The following is a 21,089-nucleotide window of genomic DNA, read 5'->3' on the forward strand; positions in this document are numbered from 1 at the left end:
ACCCAGTCTGGGGCTGCTTTTTTACTGCATCTACTTAATCACAATCAATCCCAGAATTCAAGCCCCGCAACAAATGTCACTTCTTATACCTATTCTGTTTCTGCTATTTTGATTAGCCATTTTTAACATTTTTACATAACAAGTTCGGTAGAGCCAGAACCTACTTCTATCAAAGCTTTGGTTAAATGGTAAATAACAGGAACTGACACAGCATTGCCGAACTGATGTTTAGCAGTGCTTTCATTCTTAGCAATTTCAAACCATTCTGGAAACCCTTGCAATCTGGCGTAATCTTGTGCAGTTAGAGGTTTGAATTGTTTCTTTTTATAAATTTTCTCAATAAAAGTTTGTTTGTATTTTTCAGGTTCTTGACATTCTATAGAAACTGTCGCGACAAAATCTCTAGTTCCGGTTGCGGTTAAAGTTGCGATCGCATCCGCATGAGGCAAGAAAATTTTAGAAATTCCATTAATTCCTGAAGATATTTTAGAATTGACAAATTCGTAGCCTTGTCCTTCTACGAGCCGCAAAATTTCTTTATCAACTAAAGTATCAATTTCTTCCTGTTTTAACCCAAATATCAGTTTTTCTAAAACTTCAAAACTTAAAGGATTCCCATCTTTTATACCGTAAATTTTCTTTCTTCTATTTTTTAAAATCGCTTGACAAATTACTTTTTCCCTTGATGTTGTCTCGATTAAATCCCAAGAATGAATCGTAGTGTGTCCATCTCTGATGTCAGCAAATAAGAAGAAATCATTTAATTCATCTATTTTTTGAAATTTGCCTCTCGAAGCAGGAATTTTACCATCAAATAAAACTTTTGGTGGAAATTTTTTCTTAACAAAATAACTGGGTTGAATACCGGGGATTACATCATAAAGTTTTGTCTGCTTATTTAAAGGTTTAGGGAAAGTAAATCCCCAGCAATTTTCTAGGTCATTCCTAATACCTACAATAAACATTCTGTCTCTATCTTGCGGCAACCCAAAATCGTATGAATTCAGAACCTGGTATTTAACTACATAACCAGATACGGTTAGATTATTAATTATATATTTCAGGCTTTCTATGTTTCTTGGCTCAGTTAAACCTTTGACATTCTCAAATATAAATGCTTTCGGTTGATTAACTTTTACTACTCTAAAAACATCAATCCATAGCTGACCTCTTGGATCATTCAACCCTTGTAACTTTCCGGCAATAGACCAAGGTTGACAGGGGACTCCGCCGACTAATACATCTATTTCAAAAGGCAGTTTATTTAGCTTAGTAATATCTCCCAGGTAGGCTTCTTCAGAATTGGCACCTTTAATAAAGTTTTTTTCATAAACTTTGATGGCTTCTTTATCAATTTCTGAATAGCCTAAACATCTTCCTCCTAGCTCTTCCAGAGGAATCCTAAATCCACCGATACCAGCAAATAAGTCTACAAAGGTAAATTTTGATTGGCAAGCTACAATATTAGTATCTTTAAATAATTGAAATAATTCTAGTTGTTGAGCATAATCACTTATATTCATTTGCATTGCTAGTGCCTCGATCTACCAAATCGATTCCATATTTAGTATAAACCCTGATAAAAAATCTTCTCCTGATAAAGTAGCAGGAGATTGCAGCACTTCTACTTCTTGACCTTGGCGATAAATTTCTACTTGCTTGGATTTGCGGTTAATTAACAAACTTAAAATAGTGCCATTGTCTCGGTATTCTTTCATTTTCTCTTGAGCTACTTTTAAAGTATCACTCGGTGAAAGTAACTCAATGACAAAATCAGGACAAAGAGGGATAAATTTCTCTTTTTGCTCAGATGTTAAATTCTCCCAACGTTCCAATTTCAGCCAAGCTGCATCAGGGGAACGATCTGCACCATTAGGAAGTTTAAAACCTGTGGAAGAATCGAAGGCAATCCCTAACTTATTTGTATCTGCCCAGTTAAATAATTGCTGCGTCAGTCTACCGTTTCGATTTCCTGTTTCTCCCCCTGCGGGTGACATAATGATTAATTCCCCTGTAGCCGTGCGCTCAAACCTTAGATTTTCATTTACTTGACAAAGCTGAAAAAATTGCTCATCTGTGAGCTTAATAATCGGGTTGAAGTTGACGGTTAGGGCAGTCATACCGACATTGGGGTTTAGATTTTGGATTATTTAACTCATGTAGAGGCGCGGTTTATCGCGCCTCTACATGGGTTTCAGTTACCGACTATTCTATTCCTTCAATCCGGTCTTCGACCTCCTGATACAATTCGCGCAGCATCTCTAAGTTGCTTTCACTGGTTTCCCAGTAGCCGCGACCATTGACTTCGAGTAAAGTGGCGACAACTTTGCGGAAAGAGTGAGGATTGAGGTTCATCAACCGCTTCCGCATCTCTTCATCTTGGATAAACGTGGTATTTGTATCCTCGTAAATCCAGTTATCGACAGCACCAGCAGTTGCAGACCAACCCATCGTATTTACTAGCCGCTTCGAGAGTTCGCGGACACCTTCGTAACCGTGACTTAGCATCCCTTCGTACCACTTGGGATTGAGTAGTTTGGTACGGGCATCTAAGCGGACGGTTTCTGATAGCGTGCGGACTTGGGCGTTGGCGGTGGTGGTGTCAGCAATGTAGGATGCTGGCGTTTTGCCGTCGCCGCGCAGACTGGCGACAACCTTGGTGGGGTCAGAGTCGAAGTAGTGGGAAACATCCGTGAGGCTAATCTCGGAGGAGTCGAGGTTTTGGAACGTCACTTCGGCAGTTTTGAGGGCGGTTTCAAAAATCTGACGTGACTGTTCCATTGTGCCTGGACTATCGGAGGTGAAGGCGAAGGATTTACGGCTGAGGTACATATCTTGTAACTCAGATTCGCTTTCCCAAGTGCTGTTTTCTACTGCCAGGTTGATATTAGAAGAATAAGAACCAGAGGCATTAGAAAAAACACGAGTTGCTGCTTGCCGCAGGTTGATGCCCATTTCCTCCGCCTGTTGTAAGGCGTGTTTGCGGACAAAGTTCATCGATAGCGGTTCATCGGCTTCTGCTGCCATTTTCACAGCTTGGTCGAGTAAATTCATCTGATTGATAAACAAGTCGCGGAAGACACCAGAACAGTTGATAACCACATCAACGCGAGGACGACCGAGTTCAGCCAGGGGAATCAGTTCCAGTTTATTGACTCGTCCCAAAGCATCTGGCACGGGTTTTACTCCGACCATCCACATAATTTGGGCGAGAGATTCCCCGTAGGTTTTAATGTTGTCGGTTCCCCAGAGGACGCAGGCAATGGTTTCGGGATAGGCACCCGTTTCCGCGCGTTGCCGTTCTAGAAGTCGGTCTACAACGACTTTGGCGGATTTAACTGCGGCTGCGGTGGGGATAGATTGGGGGTCGAGGGCGTGGATGTTTTTGCCTGTAGGCAGGACATCCGGGTTGCGGATGGGGTCGCCACCTGGCCCCGGAAGGATGTATTCCCCTTCTAAGCCTTTGAGTAATGCACCCAGTTCGTTGTCGGCACAAACTTGCTGGAGGCAGAATTCCAAATATTCAAACAAAGGCTTAATTTGTGCTTCGTCAATTTTGGGATACCCTGCTGCGTGCAATGTTTCAATCCAAGGCTGCTTTCTGCCCATGTTGAAGAAATTCAGCTTAGAAACGAGGGAAACGCGACCGTCAGCGTCGGTTTGTTCTTTGACGAGGGCGGAAACTGCGGCACGGGTGGCTAGGGTGATATCCTGCAATAGCTGAACATCTTCTAAGACACCTTGATCGTTGTTTTTGTAGATGTCGTCAATGTTGCGTCCGATGCTGTTGGCGATGATGCGGGGAAGGCTGAGGATTTCTTCTTCGGCGCGGTCGAGAGAGGCGATGTTGACGAGGGTAGCGATCGCTTCCTCTGCACTCGGCGGTTTCCCAACAACGTGCAAGCCACAGGGCAACAGCCGCGATTCAATCTCCATCAGCCTACGATACACCAAACCAATTAAGGTATCCCGTTCCTCGGCGGTCATCTCTTTAGCATCTTTCTCTGGCAAGGAGATATCCTTATCCAGATTCACCAAACGGCACTTGTCCACAATGGTGTTGACAATTTGCACGCCTCGCCCGGTATCTTTGAGAGTTTGGTAGGAGGCGATTAACTCGCTTAATTCCTTCAAACCCTTGTATAATCCAGCATTTTCTGCTGGTGGTGTCAGATAGCTAATCGTTTCCGCATAGCTGCGACGCTTGGCAATTGTGGCCTCGCTGGGATTATTCGCCGCATAGTAGTAAAGATTGGGAATAGAACCAATCAGGTTATCTGGGTAACAGTCGCCAGACATTCCCATCTGCTTACCGGGCATGAATTCCAACGATCCGTGAGTGCCGAAGTGCAGCACTGCGTCAGCTTCCCAAATACGTTCCAGATAGGTGTAGTAGGCGGCAAAACCGTGATGGGGGCTGGCAGAACGGGAGAACAGCAACCGCATCGGATCGCCTTCATAGCCAAAAGTGGGCTGAACGCCGATAAAGACATTGCCGAAGTGTTTGCCGTAAATTAGCAAATTCTGCCCGTCGCTGTTGAGATGTCCCGGAGGCGCGCCCCAGTTCTCTTCTAGGCGTTGCGAGTACGGTGTGAGTTCTTCATACTCCGGTACTGACATCCGATAGGCAATGTTAAGCTCAGGACTGGCGTACTGTGCTTGAGCATCGTGGATGACTTCTTGCATCAACGCCATTGCTGAATCTGGCAATTCTGGCAAGTCGTAGCCGTTCTGCTTGAGGGCTTTCATCACCTCATAAATTGAACCAAATACATCTAGGTAAGCAGCAGTACCGACGTTGCCTTTATCCGGTGGGAAGCTGAAGACGGTGATAGCAATTTTCTTACCAAGTTTTGGCTTGCGGCGCAGGTTAGCCCATTTTAAAGCGCGTTGAGCGATCGCTTCAATTCGGTCTTGGAGTGCGATCGCTTTCCCGGTCGCTCCATCCCTTCCCGATAATATAATCGGTTCAATCGCTCCATCCAGTTCCGGAATCGCAATCTGCAACGCCACTTGAATTGGATGCAGTCCCAAGTCGCTATCTTCCCATTCTTCCGTAGTTTGGAAGACTAAGGGCAAAGCCACCATGTAGGGACGATTCAATTTTTTTAGCGCATCAATGGCTTTCGGATGATCTTGTCTGGCGGGGCCACCCACGAGAGCAAACCCGGTAAGAGATATCACCGTATCTACTATTGCCTGGGGTGTCTTGGCAGATGGATCGTAGAAATAAGCCTCAATTGGCTTGGCAAAATCTAAACCTCCAGCAAAAACGGGAATTACCCGTGCGCCCATCGCTTCTAGTTCCTGCACCATTGCTACATAATGGGCATCGTCGCCTGTGACCAGGTGGGTGCGTTGCAGCACTAAGCCAACACAGGGTGCCAAAGGATCTTTGATATCGTTGGATATATCCCTGCGGCTGCTGTGCCAGTTAAGATACTCCTTGACATCCTCAAACATTTGTGGTGCGAGGGGATGCCAGATGCCCATGTCAGGATAGGTTACTGGTTCCTGAAACTTCAGCTTTTGCTCACCTTTGTAAACGTATTTATCCGCCAGCATCAGCAGGAAGTTCTCCAGGTTTTCCTGAGAACCGCCTAGCCAATATTGGAAGCTAAGCATGAAGTTTCGGGCATCCTGCGCTTTGTCCATTGGTAGGTATTTCAGGACTTTGGGCAGGGTTTGCAGTAGCTTCAGCATCCCGTCTTGGAAGCCGCTGCCGGATTTCTCCTTGCGCTTTCGCATGAATTGCGCGATCGCACTCTTCGATTGTCCCAGCTGCGCCATTGAGAAGCTGCCCATCTTGTTCAGGCGCATCACTTGCGGCATTGAGGGAAATACTACGGCAACATCAAGGTTGTCTCGGTGGGGTTCCACCGCCGCTACAACTTTATCGGCTAAGTCTTCTATAAAGATTAACGAAGCGATAAAGATATTCGCCGCAGCGATATCTTGCTTAAAACCCTCGTAGTTCTCAGGATCTCGCAGTTCTTCCAGCAGATATCCGCTGATTTCAACTGCTAAGTCGGGGTGGTTCTTGTTAATTGAGCGAACCGCTCCTGAGATGGCACTCTGGTACTGTGGCTCTAGCACGACATAGACCACCTTGAGTAGCGATCGCCCCCTCAGGTTGTCCGGGGAAATGTGGCGAATGGTGGACTTGACGTGAGTGAACATTCGCTTAGGCTCCAATGATACGGTGTTCTCTTCTTCAGGAATGCTCGATCTTTTAGCTCTAGGGCAGGATAGGCAATACTCCCCTCCCAGTCGCAAAATCGTTAATTGCTAAAAGTAGGCACATCAGCATTTTTAGCAGAAGATGCTTACACTGTGGGACTTTTGGCTCTCTATTGACACAATTTGATAAAAAAAAAGCCAACTTTATTTACATTAATTTATAAAAGTGCGAGTATCTGCTCCATCATGGTAAAATAAATCTACATATATCTAAAATGATTCCTGCTTCCTCCGGGCAAAATCACTCTTATTGAGTGTTTTTACCCTAGAAAAAATAGGTTTATAAATATGAAGCTGAAAAATTTAAAATAAAGATAAATAGCCCTTAAGCATTTTGATAGTTTAATGTTTTGCTTAGGATGTAAATATAAATATAAAAAACAGTTATTGTATCGGATTTGCAGATATTTTATTCTCTAAGTTTGTTAATACTAAAAAAGCGATAATTATAGTTTAAAATTGAAAATATAATTAAAGGCTTTGCTTTGATATTTAACTCATCAGCAGGAAAGCAATCGGTGCAACCCGTTGATATTTTGATTCTCTCAAATGGGCCTGGGGAGTTGGCAACCTGGGTGCGTCCAGTTGTGCGACGTTTAAGAGAACAGTTGGGAGACGACCGAGAAAAGGTGCGGATTTCTGTTGTGTTGTCGCCTTGTACTCATGCTACCGGAAAAGAAGCAGCGATCGCACTCTCATATCCAGAAGTAGACCGCGTACAGGGAGCAGATCATTTTTTAAAGTTTTTGCTTTGGGGAAAGACTGCCGAAAGTTGGGAATGGCGCGATCGCGGTGTAGTAGTCTTTTTAGGAGGCGATCAATTTTTTGCCGTAGCGATTGGCAAACGCTTAAATTATCGTACTGTTGTCTATGCGGAATGGGAAGCTCGTTGGCATAAGTGGATTGACAAGTTTGGTGCGATGAAACCAGAGATTATCGCCAAAGTCCCTCAAAAATATGCCGATAAATTTACCGTTGTTGGGGATTTAATGGCAGACGTATCTCAAGAAGGCAAAGAAGACTCTTATACTTCCTCATTTTTACTCAGTCCAGAACTTATCGGATTACTTCCGGGATCGAAAGCGGCTAAACTAGCTCAAGGTGTGCCTTTGTGTTTAGCGATCGCAGAAAACATTCACAAACAACGTCCCCAAACTCAGTTTGTAATTCCTGTTGCTCCTACTTTAGATTTGTCAACTTTATCTAGATTTGCTGACAAAGAGCAAAACCCAGTAATTGAACTGGTGAAAGGTTCGTCAGCCAAGCTTATCGTACCGGAACCGCCAGAGTTGCCGTATTTCAAGACAGAGGCTGGATTGCGGGTGCAATTGTGGACGCGATCGCCTGCTTACGAATTATTATCCCAATGTTCTCTATGTTTTACCACCGTGGGAGCAAACACTGCTGAACTGGGTGCCTTAGCAGTACCAATGATCGTCTTACTCCCAACTCAACAACTTGATGCCATGCGAAGCTGGGATGGTTTGCCTGGGTTACTTGCCAACTTGCCACTATTAGGTTCCAGTTTTGCCAAAGCGATCAACTGGATAATAATGAAACAGGTAATGAAACAGGGGCGTTTATATGCTTGGCCTAATCTCTGGGCAAAATCGCAGGTAGTGCCAGAATTGGTAGGCAGACTGCAAGCAACAGAGGTGGCAGCACTCGCTTTAGATTATCTTAACCACCCGGAAAAATTACAACAAATGCGCGATCGCCTGAAAAGTCTTCGCGGTCAACCTGGTGCTGCGGAAAAACTAGCAACTTTAGTTTGTCAAGAGCTAGGAGTTATAAGTTAATAGTTAGTCCCTATTTTAAGAAGATTTCCCATCTCTTCGACCTAGTTCATAAACGCCACAACTCATACAAGCTAGTATTCCCATACTAATTGCCCAGCTGCGTCCTAAACCGATTTCCACACCGTAATTGCAGGCAGCACCAACAATTAAAAAAGGTACAATGCTCAAAATGGAAGCATAAAAAGCGTTTTGTGATTCTCTACCCTTACGAGTTCTTTCAAATTCCTCATTGGAAGTGTATAGCGATCGCTCAGCAAAGTTAAACCAGCGATTTAGTTTTTCTGTAACCCATTCACTGGCTGGAGAGAAACCTAGATATAAAGCTAACGACCATAAAGCAGTGCCAGCGATCGCAGTCGCATCGAGAGCGAATCTAAAAGGTAAAATTTCAGTCAGCATGAGTTTTAAAGCATTATATTTTTCACTTTTAGGAATTTTAACAAAATTAAAGAATCTCGCGAAATAGCCAATACCCCTCTACTGGGAGGCTTGACAGAGCTGCCATCTAGAGTAAAATACACCACGATCTTTGATTTTTTTTGGCAAAATACACCGTTGTGTGTAACTTATTTAAGCAGTCGAGGAGCGAATTAATGCAGCAAGCGCCAACGCCACCAAATCTCCAAAACCGCTTTCTGCGTCCCATATTTCTTCTACTTTTTCTAGGGCTGAGTTTAATCGGGTTAATGCCAGCAGTAGAACTTCAGGAGGAGAAAGTTGAGGCGAAGGAAATTAGAACAAATTCAGTATTAACTCGCAGTAATTGGCAAGGTGCATCTTTCCCGGTCGAAAATTTTAAAGGCTACACTTCTGGCTTTGGCTACCGCCGTTCTCCCACTGACGCTTCTGGCTGGGAATTTCATCGCGGTTTAGACATTGCTGGGCCAGAAGGCAGCTACATCCGCAATTGGTGGGCAGGTTACGTGGTGGAAGTCTCCGACCATACCGCCTGCGGCACCTTAATTAAGATCCAATCTGGGCAATGGCAGCACGTCTACTGTCACCTGAAAGGGAGTGTAGGAACTGCCAATGGCAACCGTTATGTAATAGATCGTGGCGGCGGCATCATAATTTGGCAAGGTCAACAGCTCCCCGCAGGGGCGCGCATCGGTCGTATAGGTATGACTGGGCGTACCACTGGCCCCCACCTGCATTGGGGCTTAAAGTACGCTAATAACTATGTTGATCCTGCCCAGGTTCTCCGAGCCATGTACTCTCAACAACCAGGCACCACTCAGCAATTTGCTCAGGGTTTCTCTCAGCCATCCACAGGAAAGCAGTCTTGGGGTAGCTCTCAGGGCGACGCACCATAGATTAGTGAAGCGGCTCTCACGTGGATGCGGTACTACAGTTTTCGCGTGTCCCTAACCCTATCCTCACAGGAGAGGGAAAAGGAAAAATTTTTTCACGGGAGAGGCTTTAAAATTAGCCCCCTTCCCTTGAAGGAAAGGGAAGGGGGTTAGGTGTGTATTAGACTCAACTGCGAAAGAGAAATAGATTCAAAGAAAACCTTTTTTCTAAACGCTCTCTTTTAACGGAGTGGAGGGAAGCACTAGCTCTTGCTTACGCTTTTGGATGTATTCATCAACAATCTGACGGAAGCGATCGCCTTCAATGGTTTCGTGGTCTAACAGCAGATCCACGAGCATATCTATCAAGGCGCGGTTTTCCAGAATTATCTGGCAAGCTTCTTTGTAGCAATGGTCAACAATTGAACGGACATGACCATCAATCCGAGCAGCAATCTCCTCCGAATACTCGCTGCGGTTCCCCCAATCTCGACCTAAAAATACTTCTCCATTCGGGCTTTCTAGCGCCACAGGCCCAAGCTCGGACATTCCAAACCGTGTCACCATCTGTCGCGCTCGTTCCGTCACCTTCTCCAGGTCGTTCCCTGCTCCAGTAGTTACTTCATCGTTGCCAAAGATGATTTCCTCTGCTGCTCTCCCGCCCAAGGTAGCAGTAATGCTGGAGAGAATTTGAGATTTGGAGTCCAAACCTATCTCCTCAGCAGGAGTAAACCAAGTTAACCCCAAAGCTTGCCCGCGAGGCAGTATGGTGACTTTCTCTAAAGGGTTGTGGTGGGGACTCAGGGTGCCGACGATCGCGTGACCAACCTCGTGATAAGCAATCAGGCGTTTCTTCCTGCCATCTACCAAGGGTGTTCGTTCCATGCCAGCTACCACCCGGTCTATGGCATCGTTGATTTCTAGCTCTGAAACGGCATCTTTCCGGCGACGAGCTGTTAGAATGGCGGCTTCGTTGAGCAGGTTGGCTAAATCAGCACCTGTGAAACCTGGGGTACGACGAGCGATCGCTTCTAAGGATACTTCCGGAGCGATTTTTTTGTTGCGCGCGTGTACATCCAAAATTTCCCGTCGTCCTTTCAGATCCGGGTAGTCTACTATTACTTGACGGTCAAAGCGTCCCGGACGCAGTAATGCCGAATCTAGTACATCGGGACGGTTGGTGGCAGCAATAATAATAATCCCAGTGTTGCCTTCAAAGCCGTCCATTTCGGTCAGCAACTGGTTAAGGGTTTGTTCCCTCTCGTCGTTACCGCCGCCGATACCTGTGCCACGTTGCCGTCCTACAGCGTCAATTTCATCGATGAAGATCAGACAAGGAGCGTTTTCCTTAGCTTTTTTAAACAAGTCGCGGACGCGGGATGCACCAACGCCGACAAACATTTCTACAAATTCCGATCCAGAGATGCTGAAAAATGGGACTCCAGCTTCGCCTGCGATCGCTTTTGCCAATAAAGTCTTACCCGTTCCCGGAGGGCCTACTAGCAGCACTCCTTTGGGAATTCTCGCACCTATTGCTGTAAAGCGTTCCGGTTGCTTCAGGAAGGTGACAACTTCTTCTAGTTCTTCTTTTGCTTCTTCAATCCCAGCTACATCGTCAAATTTGATTCCTGTTTTCGCCTCCATCTGGAATCTGGCTCTAGATTTGCCGAAATTCATCGCTTGACCAGAGGAATTGCTAGAACGACGGAAAACGAACATTAAAACTGCCATTAAGAACAACAGCAAAAGTAAATTTGCCGCCACCCCCAAAACAGCCGCATTATCCCCAGACGGTTGTACATCCAAGTCAATGTTTTTATCGCGGAGTCTTTCAATCAACTCTGGATTTTGCTCAAACAGCATCACCTCTTGACGCGGAGCTGTGGAGCTTTGCCCCTTTAATGTCACCCTCGCAATCTTGGTTGCTGGGTCAATTTCTACTTTGGTGACTTGGTTGGCATCAATTTTCTGCAACAGGTCGCCATAACTGAGGGTGTTCTGCTCTACCTTGGCAAGGGCTGGGGAACCCAAAAACATCCCCTGAAAAATCATCAAACCTGCGGCAAGTTGCCAGAAGCGTTTCGGCTTCTTAGCACGATTCTCCTTAGAATTTTTTGGTTGTCCTTGCCCCGTCCATGCTCTCATTGAGGAACTGTTTTTCATACAAATGCCCTTTGCCTGCTGCTTTGACTGAACCTCTCACTTGCTGGATTTCCTGAGAAATATACCTGATTCAGCAGTTGAGTTAACCTTTCTACAATCTAGTTTAACTTTCTCTATTACAGCCGTGAGTGCTAACCGATCCGCCTTGTTTGACCGCCTCGTTGACAAAGTTCGCTTAAATCAGCTATTTTAAATGTAGTCATTACGACTTTGATTTATTTTATCTTGATCTTAGCGGTCGATATACAGATGGAATTTAATACAGCATATGCTGGAGTTTAGTTAAGTATTTTTGCTCTTATTCAAATCAGTTTTTAACCCTAGTAGAGGCGAATATGGTCAAAATAGTTGGAATTGGCGGGAGTTTAAGACCTGCATCCCAGAGCCAGCAGGCTTTGAATTTAGCAGCTCAGCGGGTGCAAGCTTTAGGAGCTTCAGTAGAAATTCTCGATCTGCGACAGATGCAATTGCCGTTCTGCAACGGGGAAAAAGAATATCCCGGCTTTCCCGATGTTGAGCGTTTGCAAAAGGCGGTAGCTGAGGCGGACGGCATAATTTTGGCGACCCCTGAGTATCATGGCAGTCTCAGCGGCGTTATGAAGAATGCCTTGGACTTGATGAGCTTCGACCAGATGAGCGACAAAGTTGTTGGTTTAATTAGTGTATTGGGTGGGCAAGTCAACAGCAACGCTCTCAACGATCTACGGCTGATTATGCGTTGGGTTCATGCTTGGGTAATCCCAGAGCAAATTGCGATTGGACAAGCTTGGAAAGCCTTCAGCCCAGATGGCAAGTTGGTGGATGAGAAACTATCGCAACGATTCGATGAGTTTGCTCAGAGTTTAGTAGAAAATACTCAAAAACTGCGAAACGTTGCCTAGCCTAAGAACCTCACCCTGCTCTCCGAAAAGCGGAGAGCAGGGTGAGGTTCTTTTGTGAATGTAATCAGCCAAACTACACAACTCTCAAAGCTTTGCAAGTGGAGCAGAGCTTAAGCTAAATCATTCCCAGGCTGAGCCTGGGAATGAGAGAATCGCTTAGTGGTGGTGATGGTCGTGATTATGACCGTGGTCATGGTCGTGATCGTGACCGTGGTGATGACCGCTATGGGTATGAGCTTGCACTGCTGCCATCTGAGGATTTACGGAAAGTGCTTGCTCTGAAAGTAAAGCCTCAATTTGAGGATTTGCCCAATCTGCCGCCATCTTTAAGAATTCGGGATTGTCGTTAACGCACTCCATTTGCACGTAGGTAACGTGCGGATGGCGACGACGCAACCCGTGCAGGATGTGGTCTACATCTAACAGGGTTTCGTGATTTTCTGTGGCAAAGCCTATCGGCATGAAGACCAGGGATGTTGCCCCTAGCTGAATTAGGTTAAGAGCCGCTTGCTTGGCATCAGGCTGAGTCCATTCAATCAGGGGCGTGTCGTGGTTGAGCCAGCCCACTGAAATCAGCGGATATTTGTTAATCAGTTTGTCGCGTATTTTGTCGTACAGGGCTTGACTTTCGACAATACCTGATGTAAAGCCTTTGGCTTTGTGGGGGCAACCGTGGTTCATCAACACGATCCCTGTTTGCGAGGGCAGATGCGCTACTGCCAAGTCGCGAACAATTTTCTCTTCTACGAGATTGGCTAGCAAATCGATGTAGGCGGTTTCGTTGTAGAAGGAGGGGATGTAACGCTGTCCTTTTACCCAGTGTTCGCTGCCATCAGCGAGATTGACTAGGGCGTTGTTGACTTGTTCGACGGCGATGCCACTGGTGAAGATGGAATCTACTACTAATAGGGGGTAGATCAGGATTTTGTCAAATCCTTGAGCTTTGATTTCTGTGAGAACTTGTTCGGGTAGGAATGGGGCGCAGAAGTTAAAGGCTTTGAAAACTTGGACGCGATCGCCCCATTTTTCCTGTAAATTTTTCTCTATCCCAGCCCGCTGTTTTTCAAAAATGGCGTTGTGGGGGGAAATAAAATTACCGTGCTGATGATCCCACTCGTGCAAGTCAAAAATTGCCAAAATCTTGGCAATTGGCGGATACATCCAGGTGGGAACTGGGGCAAATTTAGCGGTGAGTAGATTTAAAGCTTGTTCGTTGTAGTTGGCGAAATCTTCGTAACTCTCAACTTCTCCGTAACCCATTAGCAAGACGGCTACTTTGTCTGTACCTTGTTGAGCGTTCGGTGTTTGTTGCAGTTTTTCAGGGGTGGCAACCAAGTCGCATTCCTCCAAAGGAATATTTTCTTTCTTTAGAGTGGACTTTGGCAAAGCGCATTGTTTTACAGCTTCATTGCCCTCAAAGTGCCACTCATAATCTAGCTTAACATCCCCTAGGGGGGGATTGGCTTAAATAATTCAGTAATTAAATAATAATCCAGCAAGTTTTGCTGGGGCGATTCATCGTTGGGAAGATTTATGCTTTACGAGGCACAAAGAACGCGATCGCGTCCTTGTTGTTTAGCGCGATATAAAGCCGCATCAGCTGCTCGAATCACCGCCGAACCTGTCAAGCCATGTGTGGGGAAAATTGCTACCCCTATTGATAGGGTAATAGAACCAAGGCTCTGACGGCGATTTTGTAAATTTAGGTGCTTAACTCCTTCCCGGATAGTTTCGGCTCGTTCTCTGGTAGCCTCTAAAGATGCTTCTGGCAGAATCAGCGTTAGCTCCTCACCGCCGTAACGACAGGCAATATCTGAACCACGGGTATGACTTTTCAAAAATACGCCAAGTTCTCTCAGCACAGTATCACCTGCTTCATGACCAAAGGTGTCGTTAAAGCGCTTAAAGTGGTCAACGTCGATCATAATGATTCCCAGTGATTGCTGTTTGCGCTCAGCGCGGCTAATCTCCCGTTCCAAAGATTCCTCCAAGTAACGGCGATTATATAAACCAGTAAGAGTGTCACGGATACTCTGCTGCTTGAGAGCTTCGTGCAGTTTTAAGTTTGCCAACGCCAACCCAATGTGTTCAGCAACTGTTGTGGCTAACTGTTGTTTGGCTTGGGTGAATTGTCCCAAAGCTTGAGAACTCAAATACAGTACGCCCAAGGCTTCCCCCTGCGCCATCATCGGGACACACAGAGATGCCGGGGGGATTGGGGATTGGGAGTAATTCTCCTCGGCGTTGGTGCGCCTGGCTTGATCTAGCCCAATCCCCAATCTGTGCTTGCAGCGCAAACCACGATGATCGCATTCAAACAAATGCGATCGCCCGCGTCGTAGCGCCCAACATTCATTAGGCGTGAACAAAAGCTCGCTAGTAAACGTTGAATCTTCCCAGGTAGCAACAGCCTCAACTATTTGTTTTGAGGAATTAATCACAAATACCCCACCTGAGAAATTAGGAAATAAGGGTTGGACTAATCCAGCGATCGCGCTATAAGCTTCTTCAATACTTAAGCAAGTTTGTAGAATATGGCTCATTTCCCCAAGCAAGGCGATTTCTCGGTTGCGAGATTCTAATTCCTTTACCCAGCTACGTAACTCAGTGTTAGCTTCCTGCAAAGCTTCTTCTGAGGCTTTGCGTTCAGTGATGTCGCGCAGAATTACAGTAGATATTTTTTCACTGCCTAATTCCAGTTGGGAAATTGAAGCTTCAGCAGGGAACTCTGTACCATTTTTGCGACAACCAAAAATCTCGCGGCGATCGCCGATTTTCCTTGCCACACTCTCAGATTGGAAAAATTGCGCCAGGACTTGAGGATGAGCATCTGCAAAACTTTCTGGCAACAGCAAGCTAAGCGGTTTTCCCAAAACTTCATTAGCAGTGTAGCCAAAAATCTTTTCCGCGCCTTGATTGAATAATGTAATTTGCTGGCTTTGATTTACTGAGATAATCGCATCTTCAGCAATATCCAAAATTCCTGCCAGACGAACACCGGAAGCTATTAGCGCGTCTTCGCTTCGCTTAGTAGCTGTGATGTCACTGTTGATTTCCAGAATTTTTATCGGATTGCCGTGCAAATCCCGTTGAATTGCCAAACGTCCAGCAACTACGATAGTTGTACCATTCCGTTTGGTCTGGATAAGTTCACCTTCCCAGCGTCCTTCTCGTAATAGCTTGGCTTGGATTTCAGGCAACCCTTTGGGAAATTGCGTTTGCAGTAATTTATAGCTTTCCTTTCCTAAAGCTTCTTGTTTTGTCCAACCATACATTTTTTCTGCGCCACGATTCCAAAAGGTGACATTAAAGTTCAAATCTAAAGTTAGGATGGCATCGTGAGCCAGATCGAGCAGTTGTGCCTGATCTTGTAACATTTTTTGTGTGCGTTGGCGCTCGAAGAGTTCGAGTTGCAACTCTTCGTTGGCTTGGCTCAATTCCTCGTTACGCTTTATGGCTTTGAACTCTAGCTCGTCTTTGGCTTTTTGCTGATTCGATTCTGTCTGCTTTCGTCGGGTGATATCCATGACTGTGCCAACCATCCGCACCGCCTGGAAGCCGCTATCGTAGAAAAATTGTCCTTTGGCTTCTATCCAGTGGATGCTGCGATCGCGCCAGATGACACGAAATTCCTGTTCGTAGTCTGCTTTGGCTTTCACGCATCTGTTTAGGGCTTGGGTGATGCTTTCGCGGTCTTCAGGATGAACGCATTCATTGAAAGCTTCATAGGTGCCATTAAATGTTCCTGCTTCCAGCCCGAATAGCAGTGCATAATTATTAGACCAAGTAATTTTGTCGGTGAGGATATTCCAGTCCCAAATCCCTATGCGGGCTGCTTCTAGGGCTAATCTCAGCTGCTCTTCACTCTGTTGCAGTACGACTTCTGCTTTGGCGCGATCGCTTAATTCTAAATGCAGCAGCTGGTTACTCGCAACGAGTTGGTTTTCTTGTTCTGTGAACTTTTGGAGCAGTTGGCTCAAAGATTGCCAGAGCAAGCCAATTTCATCATTTCCTTGGCGTACTGGTATTTGGATTTTATCGCCCAGGCGGATGCGGTGTAAGGCGGATGCGATCGCTAAAATTGGATCGACAATCTTTCCAGCCACGATGCAGCCAAATATCGCCAACACGAGGCCAAACACCATGTCCCCGATCAATATCTGTTGTTGCAACTGACGCGCTGGCGCAAACGCAACATCAGTTTTCTGTCGCACCAGCACCACCCAACCCAAGCCAGGATAGTTCAAGTAGCCCTGAGAGCGAGCAAAACCAGTTATATAAGTTTTACCATCTGCCCAAGTTTCAATTAAATAGCGGTCACTATAACGTTCTACGTCAAAGCTTTTGGGTTTCATCTGTAGCCCTTGTAACTTTGGCGAACGGAACAACACGGTGCCATTTTGACTCAAAATCAGTATTTCTACCTGGGAACGGCTTTGTAGCGCCGAAAGCCAGTCGCCAGCTTCTTTAGCCCATTCCCAGCTTAGATGAGCGCACAATACACCTTTGAAATTACCTTCAAAATCGGTTACGGGTGCGACTACATCTACCACGCTCAGGGATTCGGCACTAAAGTTAGGTAGCAACTTCGGTAGTAGCACTGTTTTATGCAAATCGGCTACATCAGGTAATTTCTGTCCTTTGAGAAACCAAGGTTGTTGAGAGATATTTTTGCCTTCCAGCAATTTTCCCGTACTAACTTGGACAATTCCTAAGGTGTCAGCAAGACCAATCCAGGCATAGTTAGGATTGGTGCTTTGCAGCTTTTCTAGGAAACTTCGCATCTCCTCTGATGGCGTGGCATAATCGCGCAGTGTGTGGAGTGTGGCGATATTCTGAATATCCCGGTAGCGCTCGAACATCCCCCGATCCAGCTTATCTGTAATCTGGTGCGCTAACTCGACTAAGGCATTACCTGTCTCAGCTTCTATTTTAGCGGTGGTAAGTTGGCTGACGGTAACACTTTGCAACATCGACAGTATTAGGGTAATGCCACCAACTGCCAAACCCAAGCGGAGCCTAAGGCTGTATCGAGGATCGACAGCGATGCTAAGACGATCGGAAAACTTGGAGCGATCGCCTTTCTCCGGTGAAAACCCAGTTACTGCTAAGAGCCATTTGCGTACCACTGCACTCATTTCAGCCCCGCTACTTCATAATTACTTAATAGTATCTTCTTGAAATCTTTAATATTAGGGTTCCCACCTAGCCAGTAGCGCGATCGCAGCGTTAGCATTACTTAATAAATTGCGGCGTTGCTTCGATTTATTGCAGTTTATATAGCTAAAAAGCCGTGTATTAGGCTAGACATTGAAAAACCAGTATGAGAAAGAAAAAAGTGAAGAATTATTTTTTTCCTTTTGCTTTTTAATACTGTGTCTAGCGATATACGGAGTAATCGCCTAACAAACTACCCAGAGCAACCTCGCTGCAAATAATCTAAAAGTTTTATTCTTTTTCTATCTTAGGGTAGATGCTTTATATAAAGTAAATTTTAAATTAAATTAATGAGCCTAATCATTTGTCCCGGAATCCACGATCCAGAACTGACTGAAGGCTTCTTAAAAGGGTTGCGATGGGAAGGTTCAAATCAAAATTTATTGATTTTTCCGGCTCACGACTACCCACCTTATTCAGCTATTGACATATTCCAGTTTTTATGGAAAAGTTCGGTAAATTCTCCGGTAGTATTTATTAGTTTTAGTGCTGGTGTTGTAGGTGCCATTGGTGCAGCTTGGATGTGGCAGCTATCGGGAAGAAGCGTAAAGGCTTTTATTGCTGTAGATGGCTGGGGTGTTCCTTTAAGTGGCAATTTTCCGATTCACCGGGTCAGCCACGATTACTTTACTTACTGGAGTTCAGCTGTACTGGGAAGCGGGGAAGATAGTTTCTATGCCGATCCGTCAGTGGAGCATTTAGAATTATGGCGATCGCCTGAAACTGCACAAGGTTGGCGAGTAAGTTCAGGTAGTAGTACCCAAACGCGAAGATACACAACAGCAGCTGAGTTTTTAACTTGCTTGTTGCAACGTTACGGCAATGGAGAGTAATTTACAAGCAATTTGCTGACAGCAATACCTCCTCGCTACTACACCCTCTTGAAAGTAAGCCTTGAGAGGTATGAATTTTGGCTCTGATAAAATCAACCTGGTATGAGATTAATCAGGAAAGTAGTATCTATGCCTTATCAACAAATTGAGGAATTACCAGATTCCGTAAAAAATCACCTACCCAAACACGCCCAAGAGATTTTCTTGGCAGCATTTAATAATGCTAATGAAGAATACAAAGAGGAAGAAACTGCCTTTAAAGTTGCTTGGAGTGCGGTGAAGCGCGACTATGAAAAAGGAGACGATGGTAACTGGCACAAGAAGCCAGAATAGAAAAAAACCTGGCAGCGATCGCTGCCACTAATTTAGTATAAAAATATTAGCTGTGTAGCATATTTGGATAAAGTTATACACCCAAGAGATTGACTTTGACTAACACCAGTCGCTTACCACCACAAACCGATCCGCCTCTTTCTCCCAGGCTGACATTGCCGACAATGTACGATCTACCTAGCGAAGATCCAGAGGAACCGGGTTTGCCAGACGAATATCACGGATATCAGCCGCCGCTGTTGAGACAAACTTTCAAGCCTGCTAACTTTGACCCAGAGGAAATTTTCGTCGGTGCCGATCTGAATATTTATTACGATCTTCGCCATCCCAATTGGTATAAACGCCCCGATTGGTTTGCCGTTTTGGGAGTTTCCAGACTCTACGATGGGGACAAATTGCGCTTAAGCTACGTTCTATGGCAAGAACAGGTCAGTCCGTTTGTTGCCGTTGAATTGTTGTCGCCAAGCACCGAGGATGAAGACTTAGGGCGCACTGTTTCTCAGAGAGGAAAGCCACCTACTAAATGGCAAGTTTACGAACAAATTTTGCGCGTTCCTTACTACATTGTTTTCAGTGGATATACGAATGAAATGCAGGCATTTCGTCTAGTGGCTGGTGCTTACGAACGCACAGAATTGACTAATGGGCGTTTGTTAATTCCTCAGTTAGAGCTAAGTTTAGGTTTGTGGCAAGGTAGCTATGAAAATATCGAACGAACTTGGTTAAGGTGGTTTACAGCATCCGGTGAGTTAATTCTAACTCCGGGTGAGGAAGCCCAGCAGGAAGTAATCGCTATCCAGCAGGAAGTAGCCGCCGCCCAAGCTGAAGCCGCCGCCGCCCAGCAGCGTGCGGAACGGCTAGCAGCAAAACTGCGCGAGTTGAATATCGATCCAGATCGGTTGGAATAGGTAGAAGTTAGCGATCGCGCTTTTTCAAAAGCTATCATTTCTGTATGCCGAGCGAAACTGCGATCACCGCCACGACTTTAGGTCAAATCTGTTAATTGGCAAGGCTTTTGGGGGCGATTTCTCTTACCACCTTACATTTTCCTATGCAATCCAACTGAAATTTTATAAATAGGTTGACAATTTTACCTTTTAAAGACTAATATTATAGTATATATATTTTTATTTACTATAATAATTACACTAAAATAATGGGAAATTCAAGCCCTAAAAGCTCTGCTATTCAACTTCGAGAGCCGTTTAAGGACATGGAAGACAGTGATAATGCCAATCAGGCAGAATCACTCGATCGAGTTAATCAAATTCGACAACAGTTAGGGGTATCGCGGTCAAGAAACATTGCCTTTGCTGACTTCCAGATTGGCAGTGACAGTGGCGAACTGATAGCTATTAGCGGTCAGTCTACTCGTCTAGGGACAGTGGGCTTACCTCAGCAGCTTTTATTTGAAACTTTTGAAGTCCCACCTGGACATTCACGAGCCTATGATAGTGAGTACAAACTTCTTGAGGAACTGGCATCCCGATATGCTCCAACTCCAGAAGTTGAAGGCACCATCAATCTGTTCACAGAAAGACCGCCCTGTGATTCCTGTAGCAATGTTATAAAGCAATTTTGTAGGCGCTTTCCAAACATGATGTTGACGGTTAATTATATCGTTTCTGGTTGAACACTTATTATTAGGGGAGGGGGTAATGGCTTGATGTCCCCGCACCACCTTCCTACTTCCCCAATTTTAGTAATGAGTGGTTAAGAGGAAAAGATATTAATATTATAAATGCGAGGCTTTAAAGAGTTAATAGCCATGTACCTAGATAAGGTAAAAAAACAACTGATAGAACTAAAAATCGTATCGCCAGATGAACAGGTGGGCTGTACTCAAGATGAAGTAATTGAGCTTGAGCGGCAGTTGGGGATTTTTCTACCAAAAGCCTATCGAGAATTTCTATTATCTATGGGGTATGGTGCAGGTAAATTTTTACGGGGGTCGGACTGTTTCTTTGAACATCTGCTCCACCTGCAAAAATGGGCAATTGAGTTATTAGAGGAAAATAACTTTTGGGAATCTCTGCCAGAAGATGCCTTTGTTTTCTTGATGCACCAGGGGTATCAGTTCAGCTTTTTCAGACTTTCGGAAGGAGACAATCCGCCGACTTACTCATACTGTGAAGGAACAAATCAAACTTCTTTCATTAGAAGTCATGAAAGATTTAGTGATTTTCTGGCGACAGAGGTAGAAATTCACGCTCGGTATCTCTATTCATCTGTTAATAGATGAAAGCGATCGCATCCTCATCTCTTCTCAGCGCGATCGCTCTCGTTAATTGATTATCTACTCAAAACAAAATCCCCCAAATTTCACCCCTTTTT

Annotated in this window: 15 protein-coding genes; 8 read left to right on the plus strand and 7 right to left on the minus strand. The window is 45.1% G+C overall.

Annotation, left to right across the window (positions count from 1 at the left end):
* Nucleotides 1-131: 131 nt before the first annotated feature.
* From H6F74_RS08400 to H6F74_RS08410, 3 genes are all read right to left on the minus strand, one after another.
* Nucleotides 132-1,523, minus strand: coding sequence for a DNA cytosine methyltransferase (locus H6F74_RS08400; RefSeq protein WP_190439241.1), 1,392 nt, complete (start codon nt 1,521-1,523; stop codon nt 132-134).
* A 21-nt stretch (nt 1,524-1,544) separates the two neighbouring features.
* The gene (locus H6F74_RS08405; protein ID WP_190439042.1) at nt 1,545-2,120 is read right to left on the minus strand and encodes a Uma2 family endonuclease; all 576 of its coding nucleotides are present in this window, start codon (nt 2,118-2,120) and stop codon (nt 1,545-1,547) included.
* Nucleotides 2,121-2,205: 85 nt separating this feature from the next.
* Nucleotides 2,206-6,180, minus strand: coding sequence for a magnesium chelatase subunit H (locus tag H6F74_RS08410; RefSeq protein WP_190439044.1), 3,975 nt, complete (start codon nt 6,178-6,180; stop codon nt 2,206-2,208).
* A 578-nt stretch (nt 6,181-6,758) separates the two neighbouring features.
* Between H6F74_RS08410 and H6F74_RS08415 the strand changes: the two genes are divergently transcribed.
* Nucleotides 6,759-8,039, plus strand: a complete 1,281-nt coding sequence (locus H6F74_RS08415; protein ID WP_190439048.1) for a lipid-A-disaccharide synthase — start codon at nt 6,759-6,761, stop codon at nt 8,037-8,039.
* Nucleotides 8,040-8,054: 15 nt separating this feature from the next.
* On the opposite strand, the gene H6F74_RS08420 is transcribed toward H6F74_RS08415, so the two are convergent.
* Nucleotides 8,055-8,438 carry a hypothetical protein gene (locus H6F74_RS08420; protein WP_190439050.1) on the minus strand — a complete coding sequence of 128 codons (384 nt, stop codon included), beginning with the start codon at nt 8,436-8,438 and terminating at the stop codon, nt 8,055-8,057.
* Nucleotides 8,439-8,632: 194 nt separating this feature from the next.
* Here H6F74_RS08420 and H6F74_RS08425 point away from each other — a divergent pair, with 194 nt between their 5' ends.
* Complete coding sequence (locus H6F74_RS08425) at nt 8,633-9,352, plus strand: M23 family metallopeptidase (RefSeq protein WP_190439055.1); 720 nt, start codon at nt 8,633-8,635, stop codon at nt 9,350-9,352.
* Between the two features lie 204 nt (nt 9,353-9,556).
* On the opposite strand, the gene ftsH is transcribed toward H6F74_RS08425, so the two are convergent.
* Complete coding sequence (ftsH, locus tag H6F74_RS08430; protein ID WP_190439066.1) at nt 9,557-11,491, minus strand: ATP-dependent zinc metalloprotease FtsH; 1,935 nt, start codon at nt 11,489-11,491, stop codon at nt 9,557-9,559.
* Between the two features lie 335 nt (nt 11,492-11,826).
* Here ftsH and H6F74_RS08435 point away from each other — a divergent pair, with 335 nt between their 5' ends.
* On the plus strand, nt 11,827-12,372 hold the full coding sequence (locus H6F74_RS08435; protein WP_190439068.1) for an NADPH-dependent FMN reductase: 546 nt from the start codon (nt 11,827-11,829) through the stop codon (nt 12,370-12,372).
* 156 nt (nt 12,373-12,528) lie between these two features.
* Here H6F74_RS08435 and H6F74_RS08440 read toward each other — a convergent pair whose 3' ends face one another.
* Together H6F74_RS08440 and H6F74_RS08445 are read right to left on the minus strand one after the other, a co-directional pair.
* Nucleotides 12,529-13,707, minus strand: a complete 1,179-nt coding sequence (locus H6F74_RS08440) for a ferrochelatase (protein ID WP_190439244.1) — start codon at nt 13,705-13,707, stop codon at nt 12,529-12,531.
* A gap of 203 nt (nt 13,708-13,910) precedes the next feature.
* Nucleotides 13,911-17,510, minus strand: a complete 3,600-nt coding sequence (locus H6F74_RS08445) for a diguanylate cyclase (protein WP_190439075.1) — start codon at nt 17,508-17,510, stop codon at nt 13,911-13,913.
* A 369-nt stretch (nt 17,511-17,879) separates the two neighbouring features.
* Between H6F74_RS08445 and H6F74_RS08450 the strand changes: the two genes are divergently transcribed.
* The 5 genes from H6F74_RS08450 (at nt 17,880) to H6F74_RS08470 (ending at nt 20,997) form a co-directional block, all read left to right on the plus strand.
* The gene (locus H6F74_RS08450) at nt 17,880-18,422 is read left to right on the plus strand and encodes a hypothetical protein (protein ID WP_190439078.1); all 543 of its coding nucleotides are present in this window, start codon (nt 17,880-17,882) and stop codon (nt 18,420-18,422) included.
* Nucleotides 18,423-18,551: 129 nt separating this feature from the next.
* Entirely contained in the window at nt 18,552-18,755 is a 204-nt protein-coding gene (locus tag H6F74_RS08455) for a ChaB family protein (RefSeq protein ID WP_190439079.1), read from the plus strand.
* A 164-nt stretch (nt 18,756-18,919) separates the two neighbouring features.
* Nucleotides 18,920-19,663, plus strand: coding sequence for a Uma2 family endonuclease (locus H6F74_RS08460; RefSeq protein WP_190439247.1), 744 nt, complete (start codon nt 18,920-18,922; stop codon nt 19,661-19,663).
* Between the two features lie 248 nt (nt 19,664-19,911).
* The gene (locus H6F74_RS08465; RefSeq protein WP_190439081.1) at nt 19,912-20,388 is read left to right on the plus strand and encodes a deaminase domain-containing protein; all 477 of its coding nucleotides are present in this window, start codon (nt 19,912-19,914) and stop codon (nt 20,386-20,388) included.
* Between the two features lie 135 nt (nt 20,389-20,523).
* Nucleotides 20,524-20,997: an SMI1/KNR4 family protein gene (locus tag H6F74_RS08470; RefSeq protein WP_190439083.1), complete on the plus strand. Its 474-nt coding sequence runs from the start codon at nt 20,524-20,526 to the stop codon at nt 20,995-20,997.
* The last annotated feature ends 92 nt before the right edge of the window (nt 20,998-21,089 follow it).

This window comes from Trichocoleus sp. FACHB-90 (assembly GCF_014695505.1).
In the GTDB taxonomy this organism is placed as follows: Bacteria; Cyanobacteriota; Cyanobacteriia; order Cyanobacteriales; family FACHB-T130; genus Funiculus; species Funiculus sociatus.

What these genes read in the sequence shown, in the direction of transcription:
- H6F74_RS08465 (WP_190439081.1), top strand. Translation starts at nt 19,912, where the DNA reads ATGGGAAATTCAAGCCCTAAAAGCTCTGCTATTCAACTTCGAGAGCCG.
- H6F74_RS08460 (WP_190439247.1), top strand. Translation starts at nt 18,920, where the DNA reads ATGTACGATCTACCTAGCGAAGATCCAGAGGAACCGGGTTTGCCAGAC.
- H6F74_RS08455 (WP_190439079.1), top strand. Translation starts at nt 18,552, where the DNA reads ATGCCTTATCAACAAATTGAGGAATTACCAGATTCCGTAAAAAATCAC.
- H6F74_RS08420 (WP_190439050.1), bottom strand. Translation starts at nt 8,438, where the DNA reads ATGCTGACTGAAATTTTACCTTTTAGATTCGCTCTCGATGCGACTGCG.
- H6F74_RS08425 (WP_190439055.1), top strand. Translation starts at nt 8,633, where the DNA reads ATGCAGCAAGCGCCAACGCCACCAAATCTCCAAAACCGCTTTCTGCGT.
- H6F74_RS08405 (WP_190439042.1), bottom strand. Translation starts at nt 2,120, where the DNA reads ATGACTGCCCTAACCGTCAACTTCAACCCGATTATTAAGCTCACAGAT.
- H6F74_RS08410 (WP_190439044.1), bottom strand. Translation starts at nt 6,180, where the DNA reads ATGTTCACTCACGTCAAGTCCACCATTCGCCACATTTCCCCGGACAAC.
- H6F74_RS08435 (WP_190439068.1), top strand. Translation starts at nt 11,827, where the DNA reads ATGGTCAAAATAGTTGGAATTGGCGGGAGTTTAAGACCTGCATCCCAG.
- H6F74_RS08470 (WP_190439083.1), top strand. Translation starts at nt 20,524, where the DNA reads ATGTACCTAGATAAGGTAAAAAAACAACTGATAGAACTAAAAATCGTA.
- H6F74_RS08450 (WP_190439078.1), top strand. Translation starts at nt 17,880, where the DNA reads ATGAGCCTAATCATTTGTCCCGGAATCCACGATCCAGAACTGACTGAA.
- H6F74_RS08445 (WP_190439075.1), bottom strand. Translation starts at nt 17,510, where the DNA reads ATGAGTGCAGTGGTACGCAAATGGCTCTTAGCAGTAACTGGGTTTTCA.
- H6F74_RS08400 (WP_190439241.1), bottom strand. Translation starts at nt 1,523, where the DNA reads ATGAATATAAGTGATTATGCTCAACAACTAGAATTATTTCAATTATTT.
- ftsH (WP_190439066.1), bottom strand. Translation starts at nt 11,491, where the DNA reads ATGAAAAACAGTTCCTCAATGAGAGCATGGACGGGGCAAGGACAACCA.